The sequence below is a fragment of the Serratia sp. NA_112.1 genome, from assembly GCF_052691715.1.
Genome location: NZ_JBQZFO010000002.1, coordinates 386,883 through 411,808 on the forward strand (window position 1 = coordinate 386,883; position 24,926 = coordinate 411,808).

At 55.7% G+C, this 24,926-nt stretch carries 22 protein-coding genes and 1 pseudogene; 9 read left to right on the forward strand and 14 right to left on the reverse strand.

What is annotated here, in order from left to right:
• Positions 1 to 5: 5 nt before the first annotated feature.
• The 7 genes from fliL to fliF all read right to left on the reverse strand — a co-directional run bounded on the left by fliL (position 6) and on the right by fliF (position 7,225).
• Positions 6 to 494, reverse strand: coding sequence for a flagellar basal body-associated protein FliL (gene fliL, locus ACUTQ5_RS06205; RefSeq protein WP_445650520.1), 489 nt, complete (start codon positions 492 to 494; stop codon positions 6 to 8).
• A 306-nt stretch (positions 495 to 800) separates the two neighbouring features.
• Positions 801 to 2,024, reverse strand: coding sequence for a flagellar hook-length control protein FliK (locus ACUTQ5_RS06210; protein ID WP_445650521.1), 1,224 nt, complete (start codon positions 2,022 to 2,024; stop codon positions 801 to 803).
• On the reverse strand, positions 2,021 to 2,467 hold the full coding sequence (gene fliJ / locus ACUTQ5_RS06215; protein ID WP_445650522.1) for a flagellar export protein FliJ: 447 nt from the start codon (positions 2,465 to 2,467) through the stop codon (positions 2,021 to 2,023). The genes ACUTQ5_RS06210 and fliJ overlap by 4 nt, the downstream gene beginning before the upstream one ends.
• Positions 2,468 to 2,489: 22 nt before the next feature.
• Complete coding sequence (fliI, locus tag ACUTQ5_RS06220; protein WP_445650523.1) at positions 2,490 to 3,851, reverse strand: flagellar protein export ATPase FliI; 1,362 nt, start codon at positions 3,849 to 3,851, stop codon at positions 2,490 to 2,492.
• Positions 3,851 to 4,555 carry a flagellar assembly protein FliH gene (gene fliH, locus ACUTQ5_RS06225; RefSeq protein WP_445650524.1) on the reverse strand — a complete coding sequence of 235 codons (705 nt, stop codon included), beginning with the start codon at positions 4,553 to 4,555 and terminating at the stop codon, positions 3,851 to 3,853. The genes fliI and fliH overlap by 1 nt, the downstream gene beginning before the upstream one ends.
• Complete coding sequence (fliG, locus tag ACUTQ5_RS06230) at positions 4,548 to 5,540, reverse strand: flagellar motor switch protein FliG (protein ID WP_445650525.1); 993 nt, start codon at positions 5,538 to 5,540, stop codon at positions 4,548 to 4,550. The genes fliH and fliG overlap by 8 nt, the downstream gene beginning before the upstream one ends.
• Positions 5,537 to 7,225, reverse strand: coding sequence for a flagellar basal-body MS-ring/collar protein FliF (gene fliF / locus ACUTQ5_RS06235; RefSeq protein WP_445650526.1), 1,689 nt, complete (start codon positions 7,223 to 7,225; stop codon positions 5,537 to 5,539). The genes fliG and fliF overlap by 4 nt, the downstream gene beginning before the upstream one ends.
• A 509-nt stretch (positions 7,226 to 7,734) precedes the next feature.
• Here fliF and fliE point away from each other — a divergent pair.
• Positions 7,735 to 8,049, forward strand: a complete 315-nt coding sequence (fliE, locus tag ACUTQ5_RS06240; protein ID WP_445650527.1) for a flagellar hook-basal body complex protein FliE — start codon at positions 7,735 to 7,737, stop codon at positions 8,047 to 8,049.
• 45 nt (positions 8,050 to 8,094) lie between these two features.
• Here fliE and ACUTQ5_RS06245 read toward each other — a convergent pair whose 3' ends face one another.
• Positions 8,095 to 8,694, reverse strand: coding sequence for an NAD(P)H-dependent oxidoreductase (locus ACUTQ5_RS06245; RefSeq protein ID WP_445650528.1), 600 nt, complete (start codon positions 8,692 to 8,694; stop codon positions 8,095 to 8,097).
• Positions 8,695 to 8,839: 145 nt separating this feature from the next.
• On the opposite strand from ACUTQ5_RS06245, the gene ACUTQ5_RS06250 reads away from it, so the two are divergent.
• Positions 8,840 to 9,754 carry a LysR family transcriptional regulator gene (locus ACUTQ5_RS06250; RefSeq protein ID WP_445650529.1) on the forward strand — a complete coding sequence of 305 codons (915 nt, stop codon included), beginning with the start codon at positions 8,840 to 8,842 and terminating at the stop codon, positions 9,752 to 9,754.
• Positions 9,755 to 10,134: 380 nt separating this feature from the next.
• Here ACUTQ5_RS06250 and ACUTQ5_RS06255 read toward each other — a convergent pair whose 3' ends face one another.
• The 4 genes from ACUTQ5_RS06255 to fliD all read right to left on the reverse strand — a co-directional run bounded on the left by ACUTQ5_RS06255 (position 10,135) and on the right by fliD (position 13,552).
• Positions 10,135 to 11,001 (reverse strand): helix-turn-helix transcriptional regulator, encoded by an 867-nt coding sequence (locus tag ACUTQ5_RS06255; RefSeq protein ID WP_445650530.1) that lies wholly within the window; start codon positions 10,999 to 11,001, stop codon positions 10,135 to 10,137.
• 347 nt (positions 11,002 to 11,348) lie between these two features.
• Positions 11,349 to 11,717: a flagella biosynthesis regulatory protein FliT gene (gene fliT, locus ACUTQ5_RS06260; RefSeq protein WP_445650531.1), complete on the reverse strand. Its 369-nt coding sequence runs from the start codon at positions 11,715 to 11,717 to the stop codon at positions 11,349 to 11,351.
• Positions 11,717 to 12,127: a flagellar export chaperone FliS gene (fliS, locus tag ACUTQ5_RS06265; protein ID WP_445650532.1), complete on the reverse strand. Its 411-nt coding sequence runs from the start codon at positions 12,125 to 12,127 to the stop codon at positions 11,717 to 11,719. Before fliS ends, fliT begins: the two co-directional genes overlap by 1 nt.
• A gap of 27 nt (positions 12,128 to 12,154) precedes the next feature.
• Positions 12,155 to 13,552: a flagellar filament capping protein FliD gene (fliD, locus tag ACUTQ5_RS06270; protein WP_445650533.1), complete on the reverse strand. Its 1,398-nt coding sequence runs from the start codon at positions 13,550 to 13,552 to the stop codon at positions 12,155 to 12,157.
• 281 nt (positions 13,553 to 13,833) lie between these two features.
• On the opposite strand from fliD, the gene ACUTQ5_RS06275 reads away from it, so the two are divergent.
• The 7 genes from ACUTQ5_RS06275 (at position 13,834) to tcyN (ending at position 19,845) form a co-directional block, all read left to right on the forward strand.
• The gene (locus ACUTQ5_RS06275; RefSeq protein WP_445650534.1) at positions 13,834 to 14,916 is read left to right on the forward strand and encodes a FliC/FljB family flagellin; all 1,083 of its coding nucleotides are present in this window, start codon (positions 13,834 to 13,836) and stop codon (positions 14,914 to 14,916) included.
• Between the two features lie 183 nt (positions 14,917 to 15,099).
• Positions 15,100 to 15,822 (forward strand): RNA polymerase sigma factor FliA, encoded by a 723-nt coding sequence (locus ACUTQ5_RS06280; RefSeq protein WP_445650535.1) that lies wholly within the window; start codon positions 15,100 to 15,102, stop codon positions 15,820 to 15,822.
• Between the two features lie 57 nt (positions 15,823 to 15,879).
• Positions 15,880 to 16,389, forward strand: coding sequence for a flagella biosynthesis regulatory protein FliZ (gene fliZ / locus ACUTQ5_RS06285; RefSeq protein ID WP_445650536.1), 510 nt, complete (start codon positions 15,880 to 15,882; stop codon positions 16,387 to 16,389).
• A gap of 127 nt (positions 16,390 to 16,516) precedes the next feature.
• Positions 16,517 to 17,509, forward strand: a complete 993-nt coding sequence (locus tag ACUTQ5_RS06290; RefSeq protein ID WP_445650537.1) for a D-cysteine desulfhydrase — start codon at positions 16,517 to 16,519, stop codon at positions 17,507 to 17,509.
• A 114-nt stretch (positions 17,510 to 17,623) separates the two neighbouring features.
• On the forward strand, positions 17,624 to 18,424 hold the full coding sequence (gene tcyJ, locus ACUTQ5_RS06295; RefSeq protein WP_153859971.1) for a cystine ABC transporter substrate-binding protein: 801 nt from the start codon (positions 17,624 to 17,626) through the stop codon (positions 18,422 to 18,424).
• Positions 18,424 to 19,086: a cystine ABC transporter permease gene (gene tcyL / locus ACUTQ5_RS06300; RefSeq protein ID WP_445650538.1), complete on the forward strand. Its 663-nt coding sequence runs from the start codon at positions 18,424 to 18,426 to the stop codon at positions 19,084 to 19,086. Before tcyJ ends, tcyL begins: the two co-directional genes overlap by 1 nt.
• A 3-nt stretch (positions 19,087 to 19,089) precedes the next feature.
• A complete protein-coding gene (gene tcyN / locus ACUTQ5_RS06305) occupies positions 19,090 to 19,845 on the forward strand; it encodes an L-cystine ABC transporter ATP-binding protein TcyN (RefSeq protein ID WP_445650539.1) in 756 nt (251 codons plus the stop codon).
• Positions 19,846 to 19,877: 32 nt separating this feature from the next.
• Here tcyN and ACUTQ5_RS06310 read toward each other — a convergent pair.
• Positions 19,878 to 20,154, reverse strand: a pseudogene (locus ACUTQ5_RS06310) (type II toxin-antitoxin system HicB family antitoxin).
• 275 nt (positions 20,155 to 20,429) lie between these two features.
• Entirely contained in the window at positions 20,430 to 24,401 is a 3,972-nt protein-coding gene (putA, locus tag ACUTQ5_RS06315) for a trifunctional transcriptional regulator/proline dehydrogenase/L-glutamate gamma-semialdehyde dehydrogenase (protein WP_445650540.1), read from the reverse strand.
• Positions 24,402 to 24,926: the final 525 nt, after the last annotated feature.

Genomic DNA, 24,926 nt, shown 5'->3' on the forward strand with positions numbered 1-24,926 from the left:
AGTGATTACCGCAGTATGAAGGCGGTGAACAGCACATCGCTGACCACCTGCTTCGGTTGTCCTTTAACCAGCGGCGGGCTAAGTACGTCCTTAATCTGCGCCACCAATTGCTGTTTCCCTTGTTCACTGCTCAACTTACCCGCTTCCTGACGGGACAGCAGCATCAGCAGACGACTACGCACCTCCGGCAGGAAATCGTTAAGTTGGCGGCGGGTGTTCTCGTCCGGCAAGCGTAATGTCAGGCCGATATACAACACGCGATCGGGGTTGTTATCCGGCGTCATCAGATTGACGGTAAAGGTGTCCAGCGGCATAAACACCGGTGCGGCCGGAGGTTGTGGTTTGACTGCGGGCTGTGCGTCGCTCTGGTGCTGTTTGAGCTGCCACCAGCTGTAGCCGGCTGCGCCGCAGGCGAGCAGGGTAATCAACACCAGCAGGTAAGCCAGTAACGGACGTTTATTTTTTGAGGCTGTTGGAAGGGAGTTCTGAGACATTGCTAAGCCAAATTCCTGTTGTTATACCCGTCGTCTTTCAAGTTGCAACCTAAGGTCTCGCGACGATGTGTCGCGTGTAAAAACCGCATGCATGACATAATTTGCCCTAAATAATTGGAGTTGCATCGCGGCGGCCAGTTTGTAAGTCCCCAGGAGCATAGGTAACTATGTGACTGGGGCGCGCAAACGCAACCAACAATGATGCAGCTTCAAGTATGACGGGTAGCGGTATTATCCCGTCTATTCCGGCGTGCAATAGCCAGAATAGGCGGGGAAAAGCGTGCCAGCTTGGGCGTTTGTGGTCAGTCAGGCGAAAATATCAACGCCGCTGACGGCCCGAGCCATCGCCTGCAATGCCTGTGGAGCACTGAGGGCTTCTACGGCCGGTTCGCTGCCGGCGTGGTTATCGCGATAACTTGGTTGGCCCTGTTGCCCGGCGTTTTGTTGTTGCGCCTGTTGCCCCTGCGGCATGGACTCACTGCCGACGCTGCTCTGTCCCAGGTTGATGCCGCTCTCTGCCAGCGCATGACGCAACTGTGGCATGGCGGCTTCCACGGCGGCACGTACCTGACCGTGGGCGGAGGCAATGTGCAACTGTGCCTGGCTGTCATCGAGCTTGAGGGTGATCTGCAATGCCCCCAGTTCCTGCGGATGCAGGCGCAGTTCTGCGCTTTGCTGGCCGTTGCGATGGAACATCAGCACCTGTTGGTTCAACGCCTGTTGCCACTCGGGGCTGCCAAGCTGAGCATTTAGCTGCGGCGTGGGCGGGGCGGTGACCAGCGAAGAGGCTGGAGCTGCTGCCACCGTTGGGCTGGAGACTGGCGGTGCCATCAGGTGATTGACCGGTGCCGGCGTATCGGCGCTGAATTTCAATGCAGCTGCATCCGGCTTATCCTGGGTGGCCGCAGTCTGTTGTGGTGCATCGGCGCGGCTATCCATACTGAGAGGATCTTTGCTCAGGGTCGTCGGGGTTTTCTGTGTGTCCGTTATCGGGCTGCCGGAGGCGTCCGAGGGGCGGCCCAGCGTGGCGCTCAGCACAGCCGTAGGTTGTGTCGTACCGGGTTCACCTTCAACGCTCAGTTCCCCGACGCCCGCAGCGGTGGCCGGTATCACCGGCGTTACGGCGATCGGTAGCATGGCGAACAGCGCCTGTAAGGTGGCCGCGTCGATTTCGCCGGCGGGGCGCAGGGCGGTATTTTCCGCAGTTTGATCTTTCAGCGACTCTTCACCTGGCGCTACGGCCGCCTGCTGACCGCTGGTTAATAGCGAGGGCGCCAAAAGCCCATCACGTTCGCCGAAGGTGGCCAGTAGCTGGGTTAGCTGGTTGCGGCTCAGCGGCGTGGTGTCCTCGTCTGCGCTCAGCGCCATCGGCGACAGCTTGCCTGCAGCCTTATCGGCCGGCAGTACACGTGCACCGAGCAGTTGAGCAAAGGCGGACGAAAGGGAGGACTCATCCAGCGGTAACTGTGCGTCTGGTAGTAATCCGCTGTCGCCTGGGGTCGACAGACCTGGCAATAGGTTGAGGTTCATGGGTGGATATTCCTTTGTGCACTGCGTTGAGCAAACTCATCCATCAGTTTTTGATCCCGTTTATTCTCCAACTGCAGTTCCGCACTTTGGGCGCGGGTATGCAGGGTTTCGAAGGCATTCAGCCGTTGCTGTTTGTCCTGCCAGTGTTTCACCGCGCTCTCGACCTTTTGCACCCACTGCGTCAGTTGCTGGCGATGCTGGGTGATGGCCTGCTCCAGCGTGCCGATAAACTGCTGGTAGTTCTGCCAGTTGGACGATTCCATGCCGCCGATCAGTTGGTTATTCAGCTTTTGGCGGTACTCATCCTGATAATTGAGCAGCATGGAAAGCTGCTGCTCTGCTGCCTGCTGTGCCTTGCGCACCTGGCCCAATTGCTGCGTCGCCTGTTCTACTGCGTCCTGCGCCAAATCGCGCAGGGTAATCAGGGGGGACTGTGGTTTCATCGGGTTTTCGCCTTTGGTGACGTTAAACGATCAACTGCTGTAACTGTTGGCAGGCGTCGTCATAACCGCTGCGTTCAAAAATGCCCTGTTGCAGATAAGCTTCCATCTGCGGGTACAGCGCCATCGCCTTGTCCAGCAAAGGATCGCTGCCTGAGACGTAGGCACCGACGCTGATCAAATCGCGGTTGCGTTGATAGCTGGCCAGCATCTGTTTGAAGTTACGCACCCGGCGGTAGTGTTCCTCATTGATCAGCGAGGTCATGGCACGGCTGATTGAGGCTTCAATGTCGATTGCCGGGTAGTGACCGGCCTCCGCCAGTCGTCGCGACAGCACCACGTGACCATCGAGGATGGCGCGCGCCGAGTCGGCAATCGGATCCTGCTGGTCATCGCCTTCGGTCAGTACGGTATAGAAGGCGGTAATTGAACCGCCACCGCTGATGCCGTTGCCCGCACGTTCCACCAGCGCAGGCAATTTGGCGAACACTGACGGCGGATAGCCTTTGGTGGCCGGTGGCTCGCCGATGGCCAGGGCAATTTCACGCTGCGCCATGGCATAGCGGGTCAGCGAATCCATAATCAGCAGTACGTGCTGACCGCGATCGCGGAAGTCCTCGGCGATACGCGTGGCATAGGCTGCCCCCTGCATGCGCAGCAGCGGCGAGACGTCAGCCGGCGCGGCAATCACCACTGAACGTGCCCGCCCCTCGGGGCCGAGGATGTTTTCGATAAAGTCCTTGACCTCGCGGCCGCGTTCGCCGATCAGCCCGACGACAATAACGTCGGCCTGGGTATAACGCGCCATCATACCCAGCAGCACGCTTTTACCGACGCCGGAACCGGCGAACAGCCCCATGCGCTGGCCGCGACCGACGGTTAACAGACCATTAATGGTGCGGACACCGACATCCAGTACCTGTTCGATAGGCGTACGCTGTAACGGATTGAACGGGGCGGTGATCAGCGGCGCACGATAGCCGGTTTCCGGTGCGGGCAGGCCGTCCAGCGGCTTGGCACTGCCGTCCAGCACCCGACCAAGCAAGGCCGGGCCGAGCGGCAGCTGTTTACCGGCACTTTGCCCTTCCGGCGAGACGCGGGCATAAACCCGTGCGCCGGGCACAATGCCTTCCACTTCTTCCAGCGGCATCAGGAACAGTCGCTGGCCGTTAAAACCGACCACTTCGCTCTCGACTTCCTGAACTTCACCCCCGTCGTGACGTTCGATCAGGCAGGTAGCGCCGATCGGCAGTTGCAGCCCGGTGGCTTCCAGTACCAGCCCGGTTGCGCGCGTCAGGCGGCCGTAACGACGAACCGTCGGGGTGTGTGCGATGCGTTTTTCCAACGTGTCCAGCGAAGTTAGCCAGCGGCCGAGTCGAAGCGTCATTACACTTCTCCCGGAGCCGCCAGGCGGCAGAGTTCGTGCCAGCGGGTCGCCAGGCTGGCGTCGAGGTCGCCTTCATCGGCGCTGACTTTGCAACCGCCAGGGTGCAGTTGGCCATCTGCCAGCAGCCGCCAGCCATGCAGGCTGAGCGTCGCGCCCAGTTGTTGTTCTATACGCTGATAATCATCAGGATGCACACGTAACTGGGGCTTGCCGCTGAACATCGGCTCTTGCTGAATCAACTGCTGTATCTGCGCCAGCAGGGCGGTGCCGTCACACACTGGCGGTTGACCGAGCACCTGTTTGGCGGCGGTCAACGCCAACTGCATCAGGCGCGAGGCGATCACGCTGTCCAGTGCGTCCAGAGTATGCTGGAATTCAGTCACCAGTTGTTGCCAGTGGGCGGTCAGCGGTTGCTGTTGCTGTTGCGCCTCCAGCAAGCCCTGTTGGCGGCCTTCTTCCATGCCGGCCTGGAACCCGGCTTCGTAGCCCTTTTGCTGGCCGTCGGCATAGCCCAACTGCTGGCCTTGCTGCTCTGCCTGCAGGCGCAATTGGGCCAATTGCTGTTCCTGAACTACAGTGTCGTCCAGGGGGGAGCCGAAAGACTCCACTGGCGGCAGCGGCAGTGGCTCCACCACCGCTTTCGGCTCGGTCAGATCGTTAAGCGACCAGGGTTGCCAGGGCAGGGTGTTAATGCGATCAGACATAGGTGTCCTCGCCACCGCCGATAATCATTTCGCCGCTCTCCGCCAAACGACGGACGACCAGCAGGATGGCTTTCTGTTCGTTCTCGACCTGCGACATGCGTACCGGGCCACGGTTGGCCAGGTCGTCGCGCAGAATATCGGCGGCGCGTTGCGACATATTCTTGAGGAACTTCTCGCGCAGCGGCTGTTCCGCCCCTTTGAGCGCCACCAGCAAGGATTCGCCTTCCACTTCCTGCAACAGGCGCTGGATGCTGCGGTCGTCGACTTCCACCAGGTTTTCGAACAGGAACATTTCGTCGATGATCTTCTGTGCCAGCTCGCCGTCGTATTCGCGCATGGCGTCGATAACCGCTTCTTCCTGCTGATTTTTCATCAGGTTGATAATCTCGGCTGCGGTGCGAACCCCGCCCATTTTGCTGCGTTTGAGATTCTGGCCGTCAAGCAAGTTGTTCAGCACTTCGGTCAGTTCCGCCAGCGCTGCCGGTTGCACGCCGCCGAAGGTGGCGATACGCAGCATCACGTCGTTGCGCAAGCGTTCGTCGAACAGCGCCAAAATATCCGCCGCCTGGCCACGCTTCAAGTGAACCAGAATGGTGGCGATGATTTGCGGATGTTCGTCGCGGATCAGATCGGCGGCGCTCATCGGTTCCATAAAGTTGAGCGTTTCCATGCCGGTGGTGGTCTCGCGGGATTCGAGAATATCCTCCAACAGGCTGGAGGCACGCTCTTCGCCCAGCGCTTTAACCAGCACCGAACGCAGGTAGTCACTGGCGTTGACGCTCAGTGCCGCATATTGTTCGGCGTCATCTTCAAATTCGCGCAGTATTTCATTGAGTTGTTTGTGCGATACCTGGCTCATGCTGGCCATGGTGCCGCTCAACTGCTGGACTTCACGCGAGGAGAGGTGTTTGAACACCTCGGCGGCGCGATCTTCACCCAAGGTCATTAGCAGGATGGCGCTTTTTTCGGTTCCGGTCAGACTCATAATTCGTTGCTCATCCATTGGCGGATTACCAGAGCGACCACGCGTGGGTCTTTATCAGCCAGATCGCGGATCCGCTGGCTCTGGACTTCTGCACTGACGCGCTGTTGTGATTTACGGTGCTGCGCCAGCTCCTCATTACTCTGTTTATTGCTCTCTGCCGGTTTGGCCATAGGCGCATTGGCGGCGGCGATAGCGGATTTTTGTACGGCCTGACGGTTTTGCAACTGCGGACGTACCAGTTTGCGCCATAGCAACCAGCCGACCAGCAGGACCAGCAGATAGCGACCGGCGTCGAACAGACGGTCGATAAACGCCTGGCTTTGCCAGAACGGCAACTCACCACCGGTGACTTCGTTATCGGTAAACGGCGTGTTGACCACGTTGAGCGTGTCGCCGCGGGTGCTGGAGAAGCCCATGGACTCGCGCACCAGCGATTCGATCTGCGCCAACTGCTCTTTACTCATCGGCAGCGGTTTGCCGTCTTTATCAGTACCGCGATAGTTAACCACCACCGCCACCGACAACCGCTGTACCGTCCCGGCTTTTTGCTGAGTATGGCGAATGGTGCGATCGACTTCGTAGTTGGTGGTTTCATCCCGGCGAGAATTCTGCGGCCCCGAGGCTGCGCTGCGGGTGGTCGCGGCATTGGGCTGGGTGGCGGCGTTATTGCCGGTGGCCGCCGGTTTGGCGGTTTCAATTGGCGCGGTAGCCGGTGCGGTAGGCTGATTGGACAAGGCACCCGGTACGCCGCCGACCAGTGGCCCGCCAATTTGATCGCTTTGACTCATCTGTTTGGAGCGGACGGCGGCCTTATTCGGCAGTTGGTTCGGTTGGTATTCTTCGTCGGTTTGTTCGCGGGTGGTAAAATCAATCTGCGCGGTGACCTGAGCGCGCGCATTACCGTTACCGACCATTGGTGCCAAAATCGCTTCGATACGGCGCTGGTAGCGGCTTTCCACTTCGTTGGCGTACTTGAGCTGTGCGGCGTTCAGATCGCGCCCGGCACCGTCAGACTGGGTCAGCAGGCGACCGGATTGATCGACCACGGTCACGTTGCCCGGCGGCAGGCCGGCGACGCTGCTCGAGACCATATAAACGATGGCGTTGATCTGGCCGTCATCCAACGCGCGGCCGGGTTGCAGCGTCAGGGTCACCGAGGCGGAAGGGGATTTTTGCTCGCGCACGAACAGCGAGGGTTTTGGCAGAGCCAGATGCACCCGGGCGTTTTGTACCGGCCCCAGTGATTCGATGGTGCGCGACAATTCGCCTTCCAGAGCACGCTGGTAGTTGATTTGCTCACTGAACTGGCTGATGCCGAATTTTTCCTGATCCAGCAGTTCGAAGCCAACGGCACCGCCTTTCGGCAGGCCCAACTGCGCCAGACGCAGGCGGGTTTCGTGCACTTTGTCTGCCGGGATCAGCAGCGCCGCGCCGTTCTCGGCGAAGCGGTAGGGGATATTCATTCGCGTCAGCTGGGTGACGATGGCACCGCCGTCGCGATCGTTAATGTTGCTGTATAGCACCCGGTAATCAGGACTTTTTGCCCATAACAGCAGCGCAACCACAATGGCGATAGCGGCGGAACCGGCGATCAGCAGTGGGATTTTCGGGTTGGCGCGCAGACGGTCCCACATGGCTTGCAGGCCATTATCGCGGCTTTCGGTGGCGGAGATTGAAGCACTCATTTTAGCCAGTGTCCTTCAATGACGCTCAGGATCCGGTTCGGGCCACGGCGTAGCTCCCTGCCAGGCTGATGAACGATGTGGTTAGCGTTGTGTGACAAAACAGACTCCCTGATACACATATAAATACACCCTATGCCTTTCAAGTTGCAGCTAGGCGGCCAGCTCGCTCATCTCCAGGCGCTTACTCGAGTAAGTCACTGGGGTGAGCGACAAATCTGTCAGGAACAGATTTGAACGCTGCTCGCAGCGGCCCCGACGGGGCAAGACCCACGGATGGGTCTTGTAAAGCAGATAACAACGCTGCAACTTGAAAGACGACGGGTATAGCGGCGCTCCCATTTCTGGGCAAGCCATTATTTCCCCTTACTCACTATTTCGATGGCCCGATAAGCCGGGTTTTTTGCAGTTAATTAGCCGCTTTAGGATAAAAACACTGTGTTAGGGTGTGCAGCATCAAAGTAGTGCCTGCCGCCATCATGGCCGGCAGCCGCGTTTTTATTGAGGTCACAATGGCAATTCAGGGTATTGAAGGGGTATTGCAGCAGCTACAAGCCACTGCGATTCAGGCCGGATCGATGGGGCAAGAGGCTGCTGCGCCAGGTGTCAGTTTTGCCAGTGAGCTGAAAGCGGCGATCGGCAAGATCAGCGATACCCAGCAGACCGCACGCAAGCAGGCGCAGAATTTTGAGATAGGTGTGCCGGGTATCAGCCTGAATGATGTGATGGTCGATCTGCAAAAGTCATCGATCTCGCTGCAGATGGGCGTACAGGTGCGTAATAAGCTGGTTTCCGCTTATCAAGAGGTAATGAATATGGCGGTGTGATGGATTGGCCCCGAGATTGAGGCCAGGATCTATCGAGTGTTTGTTTCAGGAGAGCAGTTCAACGATTTGCTTACGAGCTGCTACCAGGCCGCTGTCGCGTCCATGCGGTTTCATATCGAGACCTTCGGCATAAACGAACTGCACTTCACTGATACCCATCAAACTTAAAATGGAGCGCAGGTAGGGCGTGACCACATCGGTATCTTGCCCGACATGTACACCACCGCGAGAACTGATCACCAGAGCTTGCACACCCTCCACCAGACCGACCGGATAAGTCGCGGTGTAATTAAATGTCACGCGCGCACGTGCTACCAAATCAAACCAGTTCTTTAGATGTGTCGGCACGTTATGGTTGTACATAGGTGCGCCAATTATCACCAGATCGCTGGCTTTGAGTTCGGCAATTAATTGGTCGGAAAGCGCGACTCCGTCCTTGATCCGCTGGCTCGATATTTCACCGCCGCGTAGAGCGCTGAATAACTCAGCGTCCAGCACTGGCAGGTTAAGCGCCACCAAATCGCGTACCACGACGTTGTCTTTCATCCCCCTGGCACTACGTTCGCTCAACAGGCTGTCGATAAGCCCATTGGTGTGAGATTGGTCGCCCATGATACTGGATTTGAGTACCAGAATATTGTTCATGATTTTTTCCTGAGAGTGGTTTGGGTAAATGCCCAGGCGTCAACTTTTCCGCCGGTGCATTCGAGAGACCCTATGCTAGCATTGCTTAATATTCACCAGTGGTGATAGTGTTTCACATCATTGGTGCCAAAATGGACGCGATAAGGTGAGAACCGAACTCAATGGGATACCGGTATTTGTTGCCGTGGCGGAAGCCGGCAGCTTTGCCAGCGCCGCAGAAAAGCTGCATCTGACGCGTTCCGCCATCAGTAAAATCATTTCCCGCCTGGAGCAACGGCTTGGGGTGATGCTGTTTCTGCGTACTACCCGCAGCCAAAGCCTGACGGATGAGGGGGTTTTGTTCTACGAGCACTGCCGGCAAGCATTGGCAACCATCAACAGTGTGGAAGATTTGTTGGACAGCGGTAAAGTGCAGGCCAGTGGGCGGCTACGGGTGTCTATGCCGGTGCTGTTCGGTCATTTGTGCATTGCCCCCTTGCTGACAGATTTGGCGCAACAGCATCCGCAATTGACACTTGAACTGTCATTTAGCGATCGAAGGGTAGACCTGATTGATGAGGGTTTCGACATGGCTATTCGCATAGGTGCCTTGCCGGACAGCAGCAGTCTGGTTGTCCGGCAGCTTGGCCAGCACGGCATGGCTTTTTGCGCGTCTCCGGCCTATTTACAACACTATGGCGAGCCGCAATCGCCAGTTGAACTTGGTCAGCATCAGGCAGTGGGGTATTTGCGGGCCGGTATCTTGCAGAAATGGCAACTCAGAGACGCCAGTGGTCACCTGCAGGAAATCAGGCCCCAGGCAAGAATAATGATGGACGATATGCAGGCTATTGCCAATGCCGCCGTCAGCGGTGCCGGCGTAGTTTGGTTGCCTTATTGGCTGGTTCGCGAGCCGCTTGCCGACGGTCGGTTGGTTGCGCTAATGCGTGACTGCCACGGCGTAGATTTCCCGATAAATGCAGTCTGGCCCTACGCCGCTTATCAACCCTTAAAAGTCCGGTTGGCAGTAGATCAATTGTTGGCGCAACTGCCAGCAAGATTGGCGCAGGTAGGGCCTTAGGTTGCGATGACGGGGGGTTGAACACTGGATTGGCGTATTACTCTCGGCATAGCGATTACCAATCGCTGGAGTAACAGGGCAGAAACCCCGGTTTAACTCACATTGCGGTGCTTGTCACGGCGTTATAATTTCCGGATTAAGGCAGTTTTGATTACCGGGAAAGATAATGAGCAGCAAAAGTGAACAAAGATGGCGGCTGTTGAGTATTTTAATTCTGGCCGTTTTGGTCGTATTAATAATCGTTTTAATTAAGCAAAGCTAAAAAACCCGGGCCACTTTTGTGGCCTTGCCAATGCTATCCCACCTGGCTGTTTTCCGCTAACCCGCACTGCATAAACGACGCTCCCGTTGTTCAAGGATTTAACTTATGCCCGTGGCTGTCATTCCCGTGCTTCCATCATGCTGAAATGATCGGGGCGAATTGCGCCGGCCTCCATTGCCCGCTGGTGGCCGCGAATGGCGGTGGGGGCAAAGCCAAACCGTTTGCGAAAACGTTCTGCAAAGCGTGAGGAACTTTCATAACCGACGTGTTGGGCGATGGCGGAGATGGGCCAATCGGTGGATTGCAGCAATGCCAGTGCGCTGCTCATGCGTACGTCGATCATCAGACTCCGTAACGAATTATTTTCTGCCGACAGCTTTCGGCGAAGCATCACTTCACTCATCGACAGGGTGTTCGCTACCTCGGCCGCCGTCCAGATATTATGTGGATCGGTTGCCAGACAGCGGCGCACCTGCTGGGTTAAATTTCTGGCCTCGTTATGAATGAAGCTGATATTGAATTGCTTCAGCCACAGCAGAATTTCCAGCATTTTGTGGCGGATGATGACCGCAGGGAAACGATGTCTCAGTGCCAGCGCCAGGCTGGTGGCTTCAAAACTGTGTATTAGCGCGCAGGGTAGATTACGTAATGCCAACACCGCGTCAAATACAGCAGTGGGCTGGGTTTCAACCTGGGCCGGTGGTGCGGCGAGCAGCAATGGATCGCAGATCAACAACTGACAGCTGAACACCCCTTTCTCTGAGGGCTCATTAACAATATCTACGGTTTGCCCTCCGTCGATAATCAACAATTCCCCGCTATGAGCCACCAATTCACGCTGTTGCCAACGTACGCGTTTGTGGCCTTGCTGTACCAAATACAGATGGGGTTGTTCAAAATAGACTGAAGGGAATAATAATTCAGTATGTTGAATGATATGCGCCGAAGCACCAATTCCAGGGCAAAGATTAATTGTACGTTCCATCGATATTCATTTCGCAGCCAGTATCTGAGAATATCTTTACGCTTTGATCGGCGTTGGAGCAACATTTTTCCATGCGTTGTGAAGCACAACGACGTGTTTTATCTATCAAAAATCAATTTCCTGATGAACAGAAAACGTCCGTGTCGGCCTAATGTTTATCCGTCTCGTAGGGGCATTACATGCCGCGCTCGTGCTAACCGGGCGAATACATTCGTGCCCTACCAGGCCGGGGTGAAAAATATTACAGGTGTATATAATTCAAATGCCATGGATTAATATCCTGACTTAACCGGAGAATAATAGTGCATAGTGCTATTTATTCTGCATTTTCCTTTATTGTTATGAGTTCATCTGATTTGCGGCTCTCCTAACAGCAGTGCGCGGTCGTGAAACTGACCATAGGTGCTGTTGACCACGTTCTGACGCGTTGACTGGCCAATCAATTCTTTTAATTGGTCCATGCGTTGTTGCAGCAGGCGTTTAAGCTCGGTTTCGTTGTCCAGGATCTGCTGCAATTTATTGCGCAGCAACTCCTGTAATGCCATTGACGGCCCGACCTGACCGGTAAAGGCGGCAGTGCTTTCCACTGCAGTTACATAGGCCAGTTCCAGTTCGATCAACTCTTCCCATTTTTCAGTTTGCGCCAGGGCGATCATCTGGCTGCTCAGGTTGTATATTTTTTGATACGCGGCGAGCAATTGCTGTTGACGTTCCATTATACGGCGTCCTGAGAAGGGTGGTAATTGGGGCCAATCTGGCGCCAGGCGTCGGCAATATTTTCCAGCAGCTTGACCACTTCGGTGATCGCCGCCTCGTCATTATGCAGATTGGCCTGCATCAGACGCCTCTTCATATAGTCATATAGCGCCGCCAGATTATCGGCCATTTCGCCGCCCTGTTGGTGGTCGAGACCACTTTTCAGGCCGTTATCGATAATGTTGATGGCCTTTGACAGCGCCAGTCCCTTGCCAGCGATATCGCCCTGTTTCATCAGAATGCGTGCGCGTAACAGGGCGCTAAGCGCCCCGTCGAAAAGCATCACGATTAACTGATGCGGGCTGGCGCTCATTACGCCGCTTTCCAGACTGACCTGGGCGTAGGCTTGAGTTCCGCTTCGGTTATACATGTGATTTATTACCTGGTTAAAAAGTTCTTATTTGAACTGTTGGGTTAAATAATTACCTGTACTGCTCAACTTGGACATCATGGTATCCAGTTGAACGAATTGTTGTTTATAGCGATCTATGGTGTTTTGAATACTGGCGGTCACGGTGGTGATCTGGCTATTCAGGCGGTCGAGGTTGGTATTGATGCTTTTGGTCGAGTTCTCGATGATGCCGCCGGCCTTGATATAGTTCTGGATCTCGTTATGGATCTCGGTCGCCATACCGGTATCCTTACCGTTGCCGGCGAAGAAGTTAGCAACCTGTGCCGGTTTTTCATCGATGGCTTTGTTCAACTTGGTGCTGTCGATTTCCAGTTTTCCGGTTTTGGTGTTAGTCGAGATGCCCAGGTTGCCCAGTCCCTTCAATTCCGGGTTGTCCTGTGCGGCGCTGAGCGCGCTTTTAATCGACGACTGAATGCCACGCAGGGTGTTATCCCCCAACAGTGCGCCGTTTTTGGCATTCTGCGCTTCACCGCTTTTGACCGGGGTAAATTTGCTTAGCGAGTTAAAGGTGTCCAGCAGCGAGTTATAGTTATCTACCCACTCTTTGATCTTATCGGCAGTACCGGCTTTATCGGTGCTGATCACCAGGTTTTGTGGTGTGTCGGCTTTGGTGACGGCTTTCAGGTCAATAGTCACGCCCTGCAACGCATCAACAATAGAGTTGGTGCTGCGTTTGATCGGCGTGCCGTTGACCTCGATCTGGGCATCCTGGCCGGCCACGGTTTGCTTCATCGAACCGCTTTTGGTTGTGTTGTCGTAGTTGAGGATTGCCCCCAACTTATCGTCATTATTGACCTGCACCGAGATGGTACTTTTCTCCCCGGTGGTGCTGGAGCTGAGTGCTAACTGGTAGTCGTCATCCCCTACGCGCATGATGGTGGCGTTGACGCCGGCCTTGGCGTTGTTAATCGCATCACGCATTTCCACCAGCGAAGTTTGTTCATCGCTCAGTGGGATCTTCACGTCTTTTTGCGGATTACCGGCGGTGATAGTGATTGAGCGGTCACTGCTGCCGGGAGTGCCCAACTGTGCGGTCTGATTGGCAATCGGAGTTTGGGTGGTCAGCGTTTGCGGCTGAGCCAGCGCATTCACCTTAACAATGTAGTTACCCGCCACGGCCTTGTCGGTAGTGGTGATGGTGAACTGGTCGTGCTTGCTGGTGGTGGTGTTGTTGAAAAACGCCGGTTTTGCCAGCTCTTTACTCAAGTTATCGAATTTTTCCAACGACCCCTTCAGGGTACCGTAAGCCGTCAGTTGGGCGTTATAGCTGGTCTGCTGGGTGGTATAAGGGGTCAGCCGCTGCTGTTCCGCTTTGGTCAGTTTGTCCAGCAAGCCGTTGAGGTCGAGTCCTGAGCCGATGCCTAATGAGCTGATCGATGCCATTGGTAATTCTCCTTGATTATGACTTTATTCGCTTTATGCGTTTATCGGCGCAGTGGAGAAAAAGTTTACCGAAAAAATAAAAAACTGATGACGCAATAGAAGAAGGAAAAAGCCCGTTATTTCTGCCATTGCCGCCAGGCGAAAAAAAAACAAAAAATTTCTAAAGGTTGCAGGGGGAGGGCCGATACCTGATGGGACGGTGGTTGACGCCGTGGGCAAAGTAGCCCGAACCTTTTAACCACATTGCGAAGCTCGCAACTGATTCGTAAGGAAAGCATACAATGGCACAAGTAATTAACACCAACAGCCTGTCTCTGATGGCGCAGAACAACCTGAACAAATCACAGTCTTCTCTGGGTACTGCGATTGAGCGTCTGTCTTCTGGCCTGCGTATCAACAGCGCCAAGGATGACGCCGCGGGTCAGGCAATCTCTAACCGTTTCACCGCTAACATCAAAGGCCTGACTCAGGCTTCCCGTAACGCCAACGACGGTATCTCTCTGGCGCAGACCACTGAAGGCGCACTGAACGAAGTGAACGACAACCTGCAGAACGTCCGTCGTCTGACCGTACAGTCTCAGAACGGTTCTAACTCAGAAAGTGATCTGAAATCTATCCAGGACGAAATCACCCAGCGCCTGTCTGAAATTAACCGTATTTCTGACCAAACTGACTTCAACGGCGTGAAGGTGTTGAGTAAAGATCAGAACCTGACCATCCAGGTAGGTGCTAACGATGGTGAAACGATTGATATTAATCTGAGCCAAATTAACTCTAGTACCCTGAACTTAGATGATTTCGACGTAAGCAAAAGAACGGGTGTTCGTCTTGGTGGTGCAGTCGCTAACGGTGCAGTAATTGGTAAAACTGCCGAATCAGCCGCTGGTGCTAATGATGGTAAAGACATCGTTTTCGATAAAAGTAAAATGGGCGCCGGTGAGACGCTGGTAACGGGTACTGATAAAGATGGTAAAGCCGGTTACTATATCCAGAAAGTTGATGCAACCACTGGTGAAAAAACCGTCAGCGAAGCTACTATTGCTGATGATGGTGCAGTGACAGCAGGTGCTGCAATTGAGAAAAAAGATATCGAAGATCCATTGGCTACCCTGGACAAAGCACTGTCTCAGGTTGACGGTCTGCGTTCTTCTCTGGGTGCGGTACAGAACCGTTTCGATTCTGTTATCAACAACCTGAACAGCACTGTGAACAACCTGTCTGCTTCCCAGTCTCGTATTCAGGATGCTGACTACGCGACCGAAGTGTCCAACATGAGCCGTGCCAACATCCTGCAACAGGCTGGCACCTCTGTTCTGGCACAGGCTAACCAGTCTACTCAGAACGTGTTGTCCCTGCTGCGTTAATCGACTCTCCTCGATTAACCTGTCGCAAAAAACCCCGCCTCGGCGGGGTTTTTTTATGGCCGCTTTCCGCCGGGAGAGTGCATGGCGCAAATAAGGCCTGTTTTGTACGACTGTTCAGTCGATTGGCATTTTGCCCCCTACGGATAATAGCTCTGACTCTCTTATCCGCAGGTTTTAGACATAGTGAGCGATTTGTATACCGCCGAAGGCGTGATGGACAAAAATTCTCTCTGGCTACGCTACGTTCCATTAGTGCGCCACGAGGCGTTGCGCCTGCAGGTCAGGCTGCCCGCCAGTGTGGAGCTCGACGATCTGCTACAGGCCGGAGGAATCGGCCTGTTGAACGCCGTGGAGCGTTATGACGCCATGCAGGGCACAGCCTTTACTACCTACGCGGTACAACGTATCCGTGGTGCCATGCTTGATGAGCTGCGCAGCCGCGACTGGGTGCCGCGCAGTGTGCGTCGCCACGCGCGTGAAGTGGCGCAGGTCATGCGGCAATTGGAACAGCAACTCGGCCGCCCGGCCAGCGAAGTGGAAGTTGCACAGGCGCTGAACCTGTCACTGGATGAGTACCGTCAAATTCTGTTGGACACCAATAACAGCCAACTTTTCTCCTACGACGAATGGCGGGAAGAGCATGGTGAAAGCGCGGAACCGCTGCTGGAAGGGCACGAAGAGGCCAATCCGTTACATCATCTGCTGGAGGGTAATCTGCGCCAACGGGTGATCGACGCCATCGAGGCGTTGCCGGAACGCGAGAAAATGGTGCTGACGCTGTATTACCAGGAAGAGTTGAACCTGAAGGAGATCGGTGCCGTGCTGGACGTGGGGGAGTCGCGTGTCAGTCAACTGCACAGTCAGGCGATCAAGCGCCTGCGCGCCCGTTTGGCGAGCGAGAACTGACATGCATTCAACTCTGAACCTTCAACCTTGCCACCCTTGCGAAAACCGGACTGCCTAATGCCAGCAATATTGTTGAAAAAACGGCCACTGAGCCGTTATTTAAAAGATTACAAACACAGCCAGACTCATTGCTCCCAGTGCGGCAAATTGTTGGATCGCATGGCGTTGGTGTTTCGTGGCAAGATCATCAATAAAGACGCCATTGCGCGGATGGATCAGCCGATTGACGATCACGTCTGGTTGAACGTGCAAAATGAGCTGACCGCACTGTGCCGTTTCTGCAGTGAAATTTCCTGCAACAGCCATCCGAGCTATTTCGACATCATGGCCTTCAAGCAGTATCTGTTTGAACAGACTGAAATGAGCCACAGTACCATTCGCGAGTACGTGGTGCGCCTGCGTCGACTGGACGAAATGCTGGTGGAACGCAACTACCCGGCCGACAAGTTTGCCAGCAACGCTAACCATCAACGTATCATTGAAGACTTGCCTTCTGCGGCACACAACAATTACCGCATTGCCCTGCGTAAATACGACCAATATCTTGCCTGGCAGAAAAGCTACTGATCTTGCCTCCCCGGCACGGCGGCCGGGGTTTCCACCGCTCTCCCATCACTAATAAAGAGTGATTATTAAGTTCACATCTGCTAAATCTATCCTTTGGCTATTGATACCTTATTCCCCGGGGGAAGTTGTGAATCTGCAACAAAAATTGGCGCAGTTCCCGCGTCTCGATTTAGTCGGCTCTGCCACACCGCTCGAAAAGCTGTCTCGCCTCTCAGACTACCTTGGCCGTGAAATTTACATCAAACGTGATGATGTCACGCCGATGGCGATGGGTGGTAACAAACTGAGAAAGCTTGAGTTTTTTGCCGCCGATGCGCTGCGTCAGGGAGCCGATACGCTGGTTACCGCCGGTGCTATTCAATCCAACCATGTGCGCCAAACGGCGGCGGTGGCGGCCAAGTTGGGCCTGCACTGCGTGGCGTTGCTGGAAAATCCGATTGACACCCAGGAAGAAAATTATCTGACCAACGGCAACCGCTTATTGCTCGGGCTGTTCAACGCGCAGGTGGAAATGTGCGAAGCGCTGCACGATCCGCAGCAGCAGTTGGCCGATCTGGCTACGCGCCTCGAAGCACAAGGCTTTCGACCTTATGTGGTGCCGGTAGGTGGCTCTAATGCGCTGGGTGCATTGGGTTACGTACAGTGTGCGCTGGAAATTGCCGAGCAGAGTCGGCGCAGTAAGGTCGCTTTCAGCTCGGTAGTGGTGGCGTCGGGCAGTGCCGGTACCCATGCCGGGTTGGCGGTTGGTCTGCAGCAATTGCTGCCGGAGACTGAACTTGTCGGTGTGACCGTTTCACGCAAAGTCATCGACCAATTGCCCAAGGTGGAACTGATCCAAAAAGCGCTGGCCAGCAGTTTGGATATCGACGAACTGGCCCCCATCACACTGTGGGATGATTACTTCGCACCGCAGTACGGCATGCCAAATGAAGAAGGGCTGGCGGCGATACAGTTGCTGGCACAGCAGGAAGGGGTGTTACTGGATCCGGTGTATAGCGGCAAGGCAATGGCTGGACTGATAGACGGCGTAGTCCAGCAGCGTTTCCGTGATGACGGCCCGATTCTGTTCATCCACACCGGTGGTGCTCCGGCGTTATTTGCCTACCATCCACAGGTGTGAGTGCGCTTGGTTATTCCATTTTGAACTATATTTATAATGTTATATTCCTATGTTCAGATGTTGTGGCTGTTAAAGTGCTGATATCACAAAAGATAAACAACAGATGGGGTGTTTATGATGTTTTCTAAAGTTCGTCGTCAATTGCTGCTGGGTGTGATGGGCGTGGCGCTGACCGCCGGTTTGAGCACGCAAACCTATGCCGCCGATAACCTGCTGGAGCAGGTGAAACATCACGGGACCCTGGTCGTAGGGCTGGAGGGCACTTACCCGCCGTTCAGCTTCCAGGGGGAAGACGGCAAACTGACCGGCTTTGAAGTGGATTTCGCCAATGCGTTGGCGCAGCATCTTGGCGTAAAAGCCAAGCTGAACCCGACCAAGTGGGATGGCATGCTGGCCTCGCTGGATTCAAAGCGTATCGATGTGGTGATCAACCAGGTGACCATTTCGCCAGAGCGCCAGAAGAAATATGATTTCTCCACGCCTTATACCGTCTCCGGTATTCAGGCGCTGGTGAAGAAGGGCAATGAAGGCACCATCACCAAGCCGGACGATCTGAAAGGCAAGAAGGTTGGTGTCGGCCTGGGCACCAACTATGAACAGTGGTTGCGTGACAATGTGCAGGGCGTGGACGTGCGCACCTATGATGATGACCCGACCAAATACCAGGATCTGCGCGTAGGTCGTATCAATGCCATTCTGGTTGACCGTTTGGCCGCACTGGATCTGGTGAAAAAAACCGGCGATACGCTGGCGGTAGCAGGCCCGGCGTTCTCTCGCCAGGAGTCTGGCGTTGCGGTACGTAAAAACAACCCGGAACTGCTGGCCGCGATTAATCAGGCGATTGCCGACATGCAAAAAGACGGCACGCTGGCGAAGATCTCTGACAAATGGTTTGGCGCGGACGTAACTAAATAATGCACGAAAGTATTCAACTGGCGCTGGATTCAGCGCCATTTTTATTGAGGGGCGCGCTACTCACTCTCCAGCTCAGTCTGGGGGGCATGGCGCTCGGTTTATTGCTCGGTTTTCTGCTGGCGCTGATGCGCCTTTCGTCGTTATGGCCGCTGTCATGGCTGTCGCGTTTCTACGTGTCGCTGTTCCGTGGCACGCCGTTGATTGCCCAGCTGTTCATGATTTACTACGGCCTGCCGCAGTTCGGTATCGAGTTTGATCCCTTCCCGGCGGCGCTGATTGGCCTGTCGCTCAATACCGCGGCTTATACCTCCGAAACCCTGCGTGCGGCGATTTCGTCGATCGAAAAAGGGCAGTGGGAAGCCGCAGCCAGCATCGGTATGACCCGTTGGCAAACGCTGCGCCGGGTTATCTTGCCGCAGGCGGCGCGTACCGCATTGCCTCCGTTGGGTAACAGCTTTATCGGCCTGGTGAAAGACACCTCGCTGGCGGCGACCATTCAGGTACCGGAACTATTCCGTCAGGCACAGTTGATTACCTCGCGCACCCTGGAAGTGTTCACCATGTATCTGGCGGCCTCGCTGATTTACTGGGTGATGGCGACTCTGCTTTCTGCGCTGCAAAATCGTCTGGAAGCCCACGTCAACCGCCAGGATCAGGAGTAACGCATGAGTGCCATCGAAGTAAAACAGCTGATCAAGCAGTTCAAAGGTCAAACGGTGCTGCATGGGATTGATCTGGAGGTTAGGACGGGCGAAGTGGTGGCGATTATCGGGCCCAGCGGTTCGGGTAAAACCACCTTGCTGCGCTGCATCAACCTGCTGGAAGTGCCGGATTCAGGTACCATTCGCGTCGGTGATATTCAGATCGACAGCGCCAAATCGCTGAGCAAACAGAAAAATTTGGTGCGGGCGTTACGCCAGCAAGTCGGGTTCGTGTTCCAGAGCTTCAATCTGTTCCCACACCGTTCGGTACTGGAGAACATTATTGAAGGCCCGGTTATCGTAAAAGGTGAGTCAAAAGTCAGTGCTGAACAGCGGGCGCAGGCATTGTTGGCTAAAGTGGGTTTGAACGGTAAAGAGTCCGCCTATCCACGTCGCCTTTCCGGCGGCCAACAGCAACGGGTAGCGATTGCCCGCGCGCTGGCGATGCAACCGGAAGTGATCCTGTTTGATGAGCCCACTTCTGCGCTGGATCCGGAACTGGTAGGCGAGGTGCTCAATACCATCCGTTCGCTGGCGGAAGAAAAGCGCACCATGGTGATCGTGACGCACGAAATGAGCTTTGCCCGTGATGTGGCCGACCGCGCCATTTTTATGGACCACGGCCGTATCGTCGAGCAGGGCCCGGCGAAAGCGCTGTTCGCTAATCCGCAACACCAGCGCACCCAACAATTCCTCGATAAATTCCTGAATCAGTCGTAACCGCCAGGGGGCCTGGCCCCCTGATCCGGTCACTAAATGGATTTTAATAACTCATTGCGTGCAGCCGTGGCGAGAAAGGCACTGCGGCTACTGTAAGCCGGATGCTGTTGAACCAGAGAATCAATGCGATTCAACAGGCGGTGCGGCAGCGTGATATTAATGCGTTCAGCCCGTCCATCAAATTTATCCATATTGATATCAACCAGCAGCCATTGTCCGCCGACCAGGGTAAATAGCAGCCCGGTACGTCGGGAAAGAAGTCGCTGGCGCTGCCATCTGGATCTGAGTGTATTAAGAGGGGTAGAACATAGTTTCTTCTGCTAACGCTTGGCACGAGTCAAAAAAAAACCTGCACTTGTGCAGGGTTTTAGGGTGCTGACAAAGCAGGAAAAAGCGTGGTTTTTCCTGCTTTGTGGTGAGCAGCCGAAAATCAATAAATTGATTTTCCTGATTTTTGTTTATCGGCCTCTACTCGCACTAGGCAGGAATGAGGTTTGTCATCAGTCGGAAACCCTGCACTTGTGCAGGGTTTGTGTGAAGCCTCACATGGCGGGTTACCTTTTTCGGTAACCCGCTGTCAGAGGTTAACCAATGGTCATCAGGCTGGCGTTACCGCCGGCGGCGGCGGTGTTGACGCTCAGCGAGCGTTCGATCAGCAGACGTTCCAACAGGATATTGGTCTCGCCGTGGGCAAAGCCCTGCACCGAAACGATCGCGCCACTGCGCTGGGCAATTTGCTCGCACAGGCTACGCAACTGATCGGCGTCGCCGTGGTAAATGGCAGCGTCAAACTCCACCTTGTCCTGCTGCCAGTCCTTGCTGAAACTGATGCTGGCCTGAACCACAGCTGGCAGGCGGCGATATAAGGCGCGTTGCAGCTCGACTTCCGGCCACAGCACGCTGCTGCCAACCGCCAGTACTGCAGCCAGTTGCGCCAGAGCATCGGCTTCGTTATCGGCCAGGCACAGTACTCGCTCACGCGGCAGCAGGGCATAGGTATTGCGCTCACCGGTTGGGCCTGGCAGAGGGCGCAGGGTGCCGCCCTGGCCCAGTTCGGCGTAGCGTTGTGCCAGCGTCACTAACTCAGATTGTTTTTCGGCAACGGCCCATTGCTCCAGAGCCTGATGGGCTTTGAGCAGTTGTGGGCGTGCAGTAGCTTCCAGCGGGCGCTCGCCGTCCTGACGGTTCAGAGTACGCAACACTGCGTCATCCGGACGGTTGGCCAGTAAGCGGTACAGGTACAGTGGGCCACCGGCTTTCGGGCCGGTGCCGGACAGGCCTTCGCCACCAAACGGCTGCACGCCGACCACGGCACCGACCATGTTGCGGTTAACGTACAGGTTACCGACCTTGGCGCGTTCGGTGACGCGGGCGATGGTCTCGTCGATACGAGTGTGGATACCCAGCGTCAGGCCATAACCGGCGGCGTTGATCTGATCGACCAGCGCTTCCATATTGGAGCGCTGGAAGCGCACCACATGCAGTACCGGGCCGAAGATCTCTTTTTGCAGCTCGTCGAAGCTGTCCAGCTCGATCAGCGTTGGCTTGATAAAGGTGCCGCGTGACCACTCTTTTTCATCCTGCGCATTACCTTTCGCCGCCTGATAGACCTTGCGGCCCTTGGCGCGCATTGCCTGAATATGGCGTTCGATACCGGTTTTGGCATCGGCGTCGATCACCGGGCCAATATCGGTAGACAGGCGCTCCGGGTTACCCATGCGGCACTCGGCCATCGCGCCGCGCAGCATTTGCAGCGTATGGTCCGCCACGTCTTCCTGAATGCACAGGATACGCAGGGCAGAACAACGCTGGCCAGCACTGTCGAAGGCGGAGGCGACCACGTCAGTCACCACCTGTTCGGTCAGGGCGGAAGAGTCGACGATCATCGCGTTCAGTCCGCCGGTTTCGGCGATCAGCGGCGTTGGGCGACCCTGCGGATCCAGACGACCGGCGATATTGCGTTGCAGAATACCGGCAACGTCGGTAGAGCCGGTAAACATCACGCCACGCACGCGGGCATCATTGACCAGCACTGAGCCGACGCTTTCACCCTGGCCCGGCAGCAGTTGCAGCACGCCTTGCGGGATGCCGGCTTCCAGCAGAATACGCACCGCCTGTGTGGCGATCAGCGGGGTTTGCTCGGCCGGTTTGGCCAGCACGCTGTTGCCTGCTGCCAGCGCAGCGGCAATCTGGCCGGTAAAGATCGCCAGCGGGAAGTTCCACGGGCTGATACAAACCACCGGGCCCAGTGGGCGGTGGCTGTCATTGGCGAAGTCATCGCGTACCTGACCGGCGTAGTAATGCAGGAAATCGACCGCTTCACGCACTTCGGCAATGGCGTTGTTAAAGGTTTTACCCGCTTCGCGTACCAGGATCCCCAGCAGGCTTTGCAGTTGGCCTTCCATCAATTCGGCGGCGCGCTCAAGAATGGCGGCGCGCTCGGACGGCGGAGTGGCAAACCAGATTGGACCGGCAGCGGCAGCGGCGTCGAGCGCCCGGCTGACTTCACCTTCGGTGGCTTCACGCACGTAACCGACGATATCGCCCGGTTCGGCAGGGTTAATTACCGGCTGTTCCACGCCCTGATCCAGTTCGGCATCGATAATCGGTTCGGCGCGCCATGGCTGTGTGGCGCTGGTCAGCAATGCGCTGGACAGTGATGCCAAACGCTGTTCGTTGGACAGGTCCAGGCCGCTGGAGTTGGTTCGTTTCTCGCCATACAGCTCACGCGGCAGCGGGATGCGTGGGTGCGGCAGGCCAATTTGCCCTTCGGTGGCAGCCATGGCTTCAACTGCGCTGACCGGATCGGCAACCAGTTCCTCGAGCGGCAGAGTCGCGTCGGCGATGCGGTTAACGAATGAAGTGTTGGCGCCGTTTTCCAGCAGGCGACGCACCAGGTATGCCAGCAGCGTTTCATGGGTACCGACTGGAGCATAGATGCGGCAAGGGCGGTTCAGCTTACCCTCGGCCACTTTCCCCACCACCTGCTCATACAGCGGTTCACCCATGCCGTGCAGACACTGGAACTCATACTGGCCTGGGTAGTAGTTGTTGCCCGCCATGTGGTAAATCGCGCTCAGGGTGTGGGCGTTATGGGTAGCAAACTGCGGATAAATCAGGTTTGGTACCGCCAGCAGTTTGCGGGCGCAGGCCAGGTAGGAAACGTCGGTGTAAACCTTGCGGGTGTAAACCGGATAGCCTTCCAGCCCGTCCATTTGGGCGCGTTTGATCTCGCTGTCCCAGTAGGCACCTTTCACCAGACGGATCATCAGGCGACGACGGCTGCGCTGCGCCATGTCGATCACGGCGTCGATGGCGAACGGGCAGCGCTTTTGATAGGCCTGGATCACGAAGCCGATACCGTTCCAGCCGGCCAACTGTGGTTCAAAGCACAGCTTCTCCAGCAGGTCGAGTGAGATTTCCAGACGGTCGGCTTCTTCGGCGTCGATATTGATGCCGATATCATATTGGCGCGCTTGCAAGGTTAATGACAGCAGGCGAGGGTAAAGCTCTTCCATGACGCGTTCGTACTGCGCACGGCTGTAGCGCGGGTGCAGGGCGGAAAGCTTGATCGAAATGCCCGGTCCTTCATAGATACCGCGGCCGTTAGAAGCCTTGCCGATGGCGTGAATCGCCTGCTGGTAGGACACCAGGTAGGCCTGTGCGTCGGCTTCGGTCAGTGCGGCTTCACCCAGCATGTCGTAGGAGTAGCGGAAGCCTTTGTCTTCCAGCTTGCGTGCGTTGGCCAGCGCTTCGGCGATGGTTTCGCCGGTCACGAACTGTTCGCCCATCAGGCGCATCGCCATGTCCACGCCTTTACGGATCAGCGGTTCACCGCTCTTGCCGATAATACGGTTCAGTGAGCGTGACAGGTTGGCTTCGTTATGGGTCGCGACCAGTTTGCCGGTAAATAGCAGGCCCCAGGTGGCGGCGTTAACGAACAGCGACGGGCTACGGCCAAGGTGAGAATGCCAGTTGCCGTTGCTGATTTTATCGCGGATCAGCGCATCACGGGTTGGTTTGTCTGGAATACGCAGCAGGGCTTCCGCCAGGCACATCAGTGCCACGCCTTCCTGTGAGGAAAGGGAGAACTCCTGCAGCAGGCCTTGCACCATACCGGCGCGGCCGTTTGCACTCTTTTGGTTACGCAGCTTCTCGGCAATATCGTAAGCCATCTTATGGGTGGCTTTGGCAAGATCGGCTGGTAATCGCGCCTGTTCGAGCAACATCGGCACCGCTTCGGTCTCAGGACGGCGATAGGCTGCGGTGATCGCCGCGCGGTTGACCGACTGCGGCAGAATTTGTTCAGCAAATTCAAGGAATGGCTGGTGGGACTCTTCCTGCAGTTGCGGCATAATGTCGTCCGCTTCGGCCTGGCCAGCAGCGGCAATGGCCGGGATTTCAGGAATGTCGGAACCGTTCTCGAGACGTTCGAGATAATTAAAAATGGCCTGCTTGATCAGCCAGTGCGGCGTGCGATCGATACGCTGTGCTGCGCTTTTGATGCGATCGCGAGTTGCCTCGTCGAGCTTTACGCCCATGGTGGTAGTGCCCATGCCAATCCAACTCCTGTGTTTAAGAACCTATATACAATCGGCGGGCCAGATAGGCTGCTGGGATAGGTTCGTGCGTTGTGTGCTGTGATGAATGCTGACAATATCCAGCATGTTGCAACTTTGTGCAACCGTGTTAAATCAGGCGGATGAACGAAGTGTGAGTTCCATCGATTTTTTAACATCAATAATCGGCATGGTTCTTGCTCTGTCTGTGGGGGGGGGCGTTGAGGATCGGCCGTCCGCACGCGTTAACCCCAGCAATATCAGGGGTAACGTTGAGTTAGTATGAGGTGCAACTCTGTTTTTGAATGCGGGGTGTAACCTTGCAGGTGGTTAAATGTGACGCAGGGTAAACTTTGTGTAACTTTGTTGTTAAATGTCTTGTTGGATAATCAACAGGTCAACTAGGATAGCCAGCAGTCAGAAAATTGCGGGGGGAAACTATTTTCACCTGCGGGAGCCCGCAATTTCGCCACGTTCCGGCGGATTGGCAAGCAGTAGCTATCGCAATACAGCGCGAAATAA